Origin of the sequence: Caballeronia sp. NCF2, assembly GCF_023631205.1 — a bacterium.
Classification (GTDB): Bacteria; Pseudomonadota; Gammaproteobacteria; order Burkholderiales; family Burkholderiaceae; genus Caballeronia; species Caballeronia zhejiangensis.
The window spans coordinates 82,603-90,175 of sequence record NZ_JALQDN010000081.1; the positions used below are offsets into that span (position 1 = coordinate 82,603).

The 7,573-nt window shown below is 57.4% G+C and carries 10 protein-coding genes; 9 read left to right on the forward strand and 1 reads right to left on the reverse strand.

What is annotated here, in order from left to right; genetic code table 11:
- The first annotated feature begins 22 nt into the window (after positions 1-22).
- The 6 genes from NCS02_RS31685 (at position 23) to NCS02_RS31710 (ending at position 2,522) form a co-directional block, all read left to right on the forward strand.
- A complete protein-coding gene (locus NCS02_RS31685) occupies positions 23-532 on the forward strand; it encodes a hypothetical protein (protein ID WP_232355747.1) in 510 nt (169 codons plus the stop codon).
- 8 nt (positions 533-540) lie between these two features.
- Positions 541-858: a hypothetical protein gene (locus NCS02_RS31690; protein ID WP_077161686.1), complete on the forward strand. Its 318-nt coding sequence runs from the start codon at positions 541-543 to the stop codon at positions 856-858.
- 52 nt (positions 859-910) lie between these two features.
- Positions 911-1,306: a DUF7682 family zinc-binding protein gene (locus NCS02_RS31695; RefSeq protein ID WP_061120706.1), complete on the forward strand. Its 396-nt coding sequence runs from the start codon at positions 911-913 to the stop codon at positions 1,304-1,306.
- Between the two features lie 51 nt (positions 1,307-1,357).
- The gene (locus tag NCS02_RS31700) at positions 1,358-1,591 is read left to right on the forward strand and encodes a hypothetical protein (protein WP_250508170.1); all 234 of its coding nucleotides are present in this window, start codon (positions 1,358-1,360) and stop codon (positions 1,589-1,591) included.
- A 55-nt stretch (positions 1,592-1,646) separates the two neighbouring features.
- On the forward strand, positions 1,647-2,312 hold the full coding sequence (locus NCS02_RS31705; protein ID WP_035968627.1) for a Lar family restriction alleviation protein: 666 nt from the start codon (positions 1,647-1,649) through the stop codon (positions 2,310-2,312).
- 69 nt (positions 2,313-2,381) lie between these two features.
- On the forward strand, positions 2,382-2,522 hold the full coding sequence (locus NCS02_RS31710) for a hypothetical protein (RefSeq protein ID WP_159462576.1): 141 nt from the start codon (positions 2,382-2,384) through the stop codon (positions 2,520-2,522).
- A 117-nt stretch (positions 2,523-2,639) separates the two neighbouring features.
- On the opposite strand, the gene NCS02_RS31715 is transcribed toward NCS02_RS31710, so the two are convergent.
- A complete protein-coding gene (locus NCS02_RS31715) occupies positions 2,640-3,785 on the reverse strand; it encodes an integrase domain-containing protein (RefSeq protein ID WP_250508171.1) in 1,146 nt (381 codons plus the stop codon).
- Positions 3,786-5,567: 1,782 nt separating this feature from the next.
- On the opposite strand from NCS02_RS31715, the gene NCS02_RS31720 reads away from it, so the two are divergent.
- The 3 genes from NCS02_RS31720 (at position 5,568) to NCS02_RS31730 (ending at position 7,230) form a co-directional block, all read left to right on the forward strand.
- On the forward strand, positions 5,568-6,599 hold the full coding sequence (locus NCS02_RS31720; RefSeq protein ID WP_250508172.1) for a PRTRC system protein D: 1,032 nt from the start codon (positions 5,568-5,570) through the stop codon (positions 6,597-6,599).
- A complete protein-coding gene (locus NCS02_RS31725) occupies positions 6,596-6,922 on the forward strand; it encodes a hypothetical protein (RefSeq protein WP_143756413.1) in 327 nt (108 codons plus the stop codon). The genes NCS02_RS31720 and NCS02_RS31725 overlap by 4 nt, the downstream gene beginning before the upstream one ends.
- Before the next feature lie 155 nt (positions 6,923-7,077).
- Positions 7,078-7,230 carry a hypothetical protein gene (locus tag NCS02_RS31730; RefSeq protein WP_159462577.1) on the forward strand — a complete coding sequence of 51 codons (153 nt, stop codon included), beginning with the start codon at positions 7,078-7,080 and terminating at the stop codon, positions 7,228-7,230.
- Positions 7,231-7,573: the final 343 nt, after the last annotated feature.

The following is a 7,573-nucleotide window of genomic DNA, read 5'->3' on the forward strand; positions in this document are numbered from 1 at the left end:
TTCTTAGTGCTGCGCAAATGATATGGCCTCGAACTCGTTCTTTCTGAATCGTGCAGTCGCGCGTAACGCCGACTGGCAAGTGAACTACCCCGCGCTGGCGATGGCAAGCACCATTGACGCGGTCGACGAACGACGCAAGCAGATCGTTGTTGCTGCGACGGACCAAACGTCCCTGCGCGCGGTGTTCTTCAGCTCCCTCGGTGCAATACTCGACTTTCACGCGACTTGGGACGAACTGGAGCGGTCAGGCAAGGGATGGCTCGCTTTTACCATCCGTTGGAACCGGTGGTGGTTGCCCAATGTTGCTCACGTTGCATCGTTGGAGCGGCACGCGTTCGCACCAACCGACCTCCGTTTCGCGAACCGGGACCTGGGGGTCGCGCCCGGTGATACCGCGTCCTTTCGAGAATTTCTCGATGCCGTTGAACTTCACTATCGTCGCGACGCTGCCATCTCCAGCGTGCTGTTTCCGCCCAACGCCAGCACAGCCGTCGATATCTCGCGCATCGATACGCCCGGGCGTAATTTATAACTGCGTCGATGCGCAAGGTCATTCCGTTCGAAAGGCGAGCCGTCGCCACTAACGCGCTCGCCGGTGCTGAGGCGAAGTGCGTACATCGCAACCTCCGACTTGTCGAACGCGGCGGTATCGTCATGTGCGCCGATTGTGATGCCACGCTCAGTCCTTTTTGGGCGCTGTCGATGCTGTCCGAGCAGTACGCATTAGCGATGGGGCACATCGACCGGCTCAAATCTCGCATCCAGCTCGCCGACGCACGGATCCTGGAGCTATCGCAGGAGCTCGATGCGATCTCGCCGGGCGAAAGAAGCCTGAATAAGTCGTCTACCGACACTTGACCAACCGTCGAACAATGGTGCAATAGGGTCACCAACGACTTAGGAATGCACCATGAAACGAAACTTCGAATGCGGTCACAGCGGCAAGGGAAAATACTGCCACGCGTGCGCAGCTGCTGAGAACCAGAAGGCACAGCGCCGTCTCGCGCTCGAGGAGAAGCGCACTGCGAAGCGCCTCTCGACGACCGACGATCCGATCGACCTATCCATGGTGCGGCACCTGTCGGCCGTACAACGAGAGGCAAGAGACCTGCTCGCGAAGGTCAGTAGCGGCGTGCATCCATTCTCGCTCGACGGAAAGTACATCAAGTCCTCGGCTGGCAAGCTGGTTTCCGTGCCGGTCGGCCGATCCTATCGCCTGCTCTTTGACGCCCCCTCACTCGCACCGTTACGCCTGGTCAGTCACGAAGACTACAATGGGATTGCGGCGAACCGCGTAGCGGCATGACGTTTTCCGACTGACGCCTTGCGCCGTCATCCTCTCAAGGAGGTACTCGCGATGAAGGTCCGTCCAGATTTGGCGTTGAGAACCGCGATCAACGCACTACGCGACATCGTCGAAAGTAAGCGCATGCCAAACGGCATCCCGCTAAGCGACGACGAACGCGAGTTGCATCGACTGTCTGCCGATGAACTCGAGAAGCAACTGATGGCACTGGAAAGATCTAGTTGGCCGGCTGGAAAGGCGACTTTCGGCGAGCGCGGTCAGGCGCCCTCACGCCGGTCGCTATAATTCACGGCGGCTTACAAAACTAGAACCGCCGGCGAGCCGGCGACAGGACAGCGCCATGACTGACGAACTTTTTCCCTGCGACCATTGCGGCGGAAAGTGGTCTTTCGGATTCTCCCAGCGATTAGTCGGCCGTCCGTCGGCTCCGAAGCGTGACTTCGCTGGCCTTGGCAACAGCCTGGCGCCGCCCATGCAAGACATGGAACCGCGCTCACCGTACGACGTCCCTTACGAGAAGGTCTGCTGCATTTTCTGCGAAGAATGCGGGATGCAGACGCCTTGGATACCGATCGGCAACGACCGCTACGCGGCACTGGATAAGGCCGGCGAGATTTGGAATGCACGGATGCGGCGGCCAAAAGCCACCGAGGGAGATCTGCTTCAGCTTGTCAGGAAAGAAATTAGCGCGGTCGACGCTGCTTACCTAATTGACCTTCTCTCGAGGAACGAAGACGACTGGCAGAATCGCGGGCCCATCTTTCAAATGCTCGCCAAGAAAATCGTCGACAGCAAAGTCACAATGAGCGAGTTCTGGCCAGTCGACACAGTCCTCCGCGATGCGGCGCGATATCGAAAGCTCCAGCAGCTAGCGAAGCGCATATATATTGACGGAATCGCTTCGGTCCAGTTTCCCCGGATTCCCGCGACAGGCGGTGACGAAGGCAACTTTGAGAACAGCGTCAACGAGGCGGTCGATGACCTCCCCGACCGCAACCGCTGGTGACTTGACTTCGTTTAGCGACAGTCATACTGAGTGGACCTAGCAACTAGACACGACAAAGAAGGACCGTAAATGTCGCCCATTCAGTACATCGTCGTCGCCTACCGGCTCCGCAACAAACTCGCGCCGCAGCTTTTAACCGTGCTCGCCCTCGGCGTCATCCTGACGTATCACGCGATGACAAGTCCGCAGTTGGGCTGGCTCTTGGGCTGAAAAGCGCATAGAGACGCTCCCCGGAGAGCGTCCCGTTTTTGTAGCGCGAAAAACCAAGTCGTTGAAATTAAAGAACAAAACCACTGTTACAAAACGTGCCGAATATGCACATCCCCCTTATTCGGCACGCTTTTCGCATTGTAAAATGCGGTATAGGCCCGTTCTTGAGATGCCGAGCGCGTTCGCGGCTGCCTTTTTATTGCCATCGCTTGCAGCCAGTGCCTCCTGGACCTGTTCAATTGTCGGCTTAGGCGTCTTCAGTCGTCTCTGGACAGAATAGCTGGACAGATAAGCACCGGCCTTTTGCTCTTTGCTATGGCCGGCCGCCTCAACCACGGCTTGCATCGCTTCGCGGTGTAGCGCCGGGTCGGCCCTCTGTTCGCTGCCTTTGATCGGCGCAGGAACGCCGGTGTACTTTTCAAACATTTGCTGCAAGAACTGATGCCTTAGGCCGTGGCACGTAACGCCCAAGCCAGACTTCGTTACACCATGGCGTTTGAGAACCGTATAGAAGTGGTCCTTCCACTGAGTCTTGGTATAGCCGTCCGGGATAGTCGAGCCAGTAGACCGGTTTGTATGTTGAGCAGCTTCAAGTAGGACATCCAACTTGAACTCTATCGGCACCACACGAGCACGACCACCTTTTGTGCCGTGGACCACGCTGAGCTTTCCGTCTTTACGGACTGCGCCTTTCGGCCGCAACAGGAGACTCTCTTCGACCCGTAGACCGAAGGCCGCCTGCAGCTTCATTTGCACTGCGACCACGGGTTCCGTCTTCGCGATCTCTTCGATGATAGCTACCGCGTCGATCCCCTTGCCTTCCCATGACTTGTCCTCGGTCGCCACAGATGCGCGCCGAAAGTCGTGCTCGGCTGGATCAATGTACTCCGACATCTTTTTGACCAGGTTCCGCTTGTTGATCCAGTTCGAGAACGCGCGGAAGTACGTCAGCTTGTTCTCGATGGTCCCGGGACTCTGGCCGTCCTTGTGCCATAGGGCCACCAGCTTTTCGATGTGCTTTTCCTTGAGCGCATACGGTGTTTGTATCGCGTAGCCGATCTGGCGCAGCTCAACAAACGAACGGCAAAGCTTTTGCAGTCGGGGTTCCTGTGTCCCGACCGATATCGGCTTATTGCTAACACGGGTACGGCTGTGAACACGATTGACGTTCGGAGTGAAAATCTTTTCAAGTGCATCCCGGAACGCGGGGGGAAGCTCGGGATAGCCCGCAACGATGCCTTTCACATAGACGGTTACTGTCATTCGGATGCTCCTTCCTCGTTTGTTGATTGCCGCGTCTCGGCCACCGAGTACATTGCTCGGCCCCTCTCAAATGCCATTTCCAACTGGCATGACCGCGGAAACCCATTCGGGACTCCGCCACCCGCGCACGTGCCAGAAATCCATCCAGCTATCGCCGCATGCCGGAGTGCTCTTCGCCTGGATCGCGTATCGTCGAAACCGTAGGTAATCGACAGCCGCCACAGAGACCACGCAACTTCAGCCTCGAAGGCGTGATCTACCGGCGTGAAAATCCGACGTCGTTGGCTTCGCTTCGGGGCAGTTGAGAAGTGCTGTGGCTGTGCTCCATTCCCATCGCCTTCGTCTTTGCAGCGCCTCAGTGCTACGGTGGCGAAGTTCGATACCTGTTCTTCCCTAGGCGTCCACGCACATAGCAATCGCGTCAATGCATCAGCGCCTGACGTGCTGATCATCTCAGCGCACATCAGCGCTCGCATTGGTGCGTTACCGGTCCAGCTCATACGACGCGATGGCCATGAAATTCGAGGCGAGTTCTGCTCCGGAAACGTCAATTTTTTGCGGCTCTAGCAAGCGCGTTCTCCTTATATGCTGACGAGTCAGCAACCCGTGCTCATCTATTGAGCGGTGTCCTTTCCTGCCACAGCGCCGCATACCTCAGGAGCCTATCCCCGGGTCTGGCCGCACAGCCGCTGCGTAGCCCCGCCGGGTCCTGCCTTCCTGTCCTTTAGCGATTCCATTCGATAGCCCCGCACGTGGAAGAAACGTGCATCGACCTCCGTACTGCTGCGTGCTGCCAGTCGTCACGCTTCGCGTGTTGACTGCCGCTGATTTGCTGCCGGAGTACTTCGCAACGCGCGCCCGCTTCGCGGAATCTCTCGTCGTTGTGTATCTCCTGCTGCTCCCAGCAGTCGAACCGCGTACAGCTAACTGTGCGATTCGGCTATGCCGCTGCCACGGCTACCGCGCCGGCCCTAGACGCGCTGTTGCGCGCCGGTGTGCCCCGTCTCTGCGACGCACGACCTCGGCCAAGTGCTCGGTAATCTTTTTGCGCTGCTTTTTTCCGGGTGCGCCGCCCGTTCGTCTTCCGTACAGGGAGCAGCTTTCCGCTGGTCCCCCATCCCAAAGCGCGTTCACTCGGTCGCGGTGTGTCGGACCTCATGCAACGTACCCAGCGTCGTGTGCTGTAAGGATGCGTCCATCCGCCCTGAGCTGGAAAAAGAGCAGCCACGGACAAGTGTCCGCGCCCTCCCAATCCGTCTCATCTCGGACACTCGGGCAAAACCGCCCGCAAACCCAATGGATATCGCGTGTCCAGCGTCCTCACTTTGGGTCGCTTTGAACTTGATTAGATTAAGAAAAAGGCCGCTTCAATTTGCGGCGGTGACAGAGGGGTTTTCGCTAGGCAAAGCGGTCCCCTCGATGGTCCTTTTCAGGAGGGTCGATGCGCATGCGCGCGGTTGGTAATTAAAAGAATACCGGCGCGGTGGCGATGCGAAGAATTAAAAGCTGCCTAAATGTTGCGAGCTTTTGCTTCCTTGACATTGCGCTGCGATCTGTAGAGTTGGACAGGCGTAACGGGGACTTTTCCTACCGATTTTGTCTTGATAACTGACAGATTGAGGCGCTTCACACGGCGGATTCGCCATCTCACCGTTCATGGAGAGCTAACTGACAGTTATCCGGACGTTTCGACAAAAGGGACCAGCGCGCACGCCCGTCTGCCACTTTTCTGTCAGATAACTAGCAGATGGGTTGAACCTACCGAATTGCTCTGGAGAGAGAATGAACACCATGAAAGTACATGCACCCGTCCTTGCTGTTGACGTCGGATATGGCAACACTAAGATCGCCTTCCGCAACGGCTCCGACGTGTCGACCTTTATGTTTCCGTCGCTGACCCCGCCGTACAAGGCGCACACGATCGCCAAAGAGAGCGCGGGTTTGATCACGACGCCCAAGACTGTCGCGGTGGACGTCGAGGGAAAGCGCTATCAGGTCGGTCCCGGCGTGCTGTTGAGCTCGCGAAACGGCGACGCGGGGGCGACACTTAACGACGACTATTGCACGACTGCCAGCTATGCCGCGCTGCTGGCCGGTGCGTTCCACTTCGCGAACATCGCATCGGTCGACCGCCTGGTTCTTGGCCTGCCGATGAGGAATTTCCACACCCACGTTGCTCATTTGCGCAGTGTATTTGCTGGTAATAATGCATACGGCGACGTGGAGTTCGATGTGGGCAGCGTCATCGTGCTTCCGCAGCCTCTCGGCGCATTGGTCAACTTCTCGCGGTACCACGAGTTCGACAAGGAAGACCCGCACCTCATTATTGATGTCGGCTACTTCACTACGGACTGGGTGGTAGCAACCGGGCTGACGATCGACGAAGAGCGCAGCGGCGGCCACCACAGCGGCGCTTCTCACTATTACGAAGCCATCGCCGCAGTCATCAAGGAAAAGCTGCATATCGACACGCAGGGGATTGAGCGGATCGACAAGGCGCTTCGCACGGGATCCACTCTCCTGCTCAACGGGAACGACTATGACTTGCAGGATTTTCTGCCGGCGGCGCAGACGGTTATCGACGCCGCGGTTAAAGCTATTCAAGCAGGCGTGAAGAACACAGTGGACATTCGCTCCATCGTTCTAACTGGTGGCGGTGCGGCTCTGTATAGGTCTGAGATACAAGCGCGGTTTCCCCATTTGAGGATCGACCATATGGCAGAGCCATGCTTCACGAATGTAAGGGGGTTCCTCGCCGCTGGTGAGGCAACGCTGCTGCGCGACAAGAAGCGCAAGGAAGGGGTGCCCGCATGACAGGCGCTTTGGAGATCAAAGTAACAATCAGCGAAATCGCGACGCCAACGTTGTTTGATGCTCTAGTTGCGGTCTCCAATCCGAGGAAACGGGCGGCGCTGCTCAAGCGCTTAGCAGATGATGCTCTGCGGGGCAGCGTCCCGGTTCTTCATGCGGGGGTGACTCCCACGCCGACATCAGCCAACACATCAGCAACAACGGAAGCTGCAATCGGTTCTGCGCGCAGCGAGAGTCCCGTCGCTCCTAAGCAAATCGCGCCAGTGCGCGATGACCAGCCTGACTTCGACTACGCGTTCCTAGCCGAAAACTTGAACGTAGGGTGAGGCGGAGATAGGTCGAGAAGGCACGTGCCGCTTTTCAGCGGCGCTTGCGCTGCCAGATGCGCAGTCGCATGTGCACTCGCCGAAAGCTTGACTTCGCCTAGTCGATGGCAAGATAGGGACGTATATAGTTAAATCTGCAACGCAACGGAGAAATAATGAGCTTTATCGAAAACTTGGCGCAGCTTGACTGGACACGCGGCGTGCGCATGTGGATTTTCGTGGCTGCCGCGCTGGCTGCTTGCGAGGCAGCATATTTCTGCCATCGCGCTGTGTTCCGCTCACCCGACGAGGTCGATGATGTTCGGTAAATTCTTGACCTTGCCCTTGGTCGCTCGTCGGGCGCTGACTGCGGGAACTCTTTTCTTCGTCGCGTGCGTCGCTGCTCGCTTGCCGGATACACCGTTATGCAACTGGATCTTTGGGCTCTCGCTCGTCGGTTCTTTCTGGGCTAGCGGCGTGATGGTTCCGGCGATAAAGGTCGCGCTTTATGTGTTCAAAGTTGCCCTGAAAGTTAAGGCTAGTACATGGTGAGCACTGGAAGCTATGGACAAAAAAAAACCCGGCACGTTGGCCGTAATGCCGTTCAGTTAAGCGACTGAACGGCATTTTATTTTGGTGCGGGAACTAGTTGTAAACGTTGCGCCGAGCTGT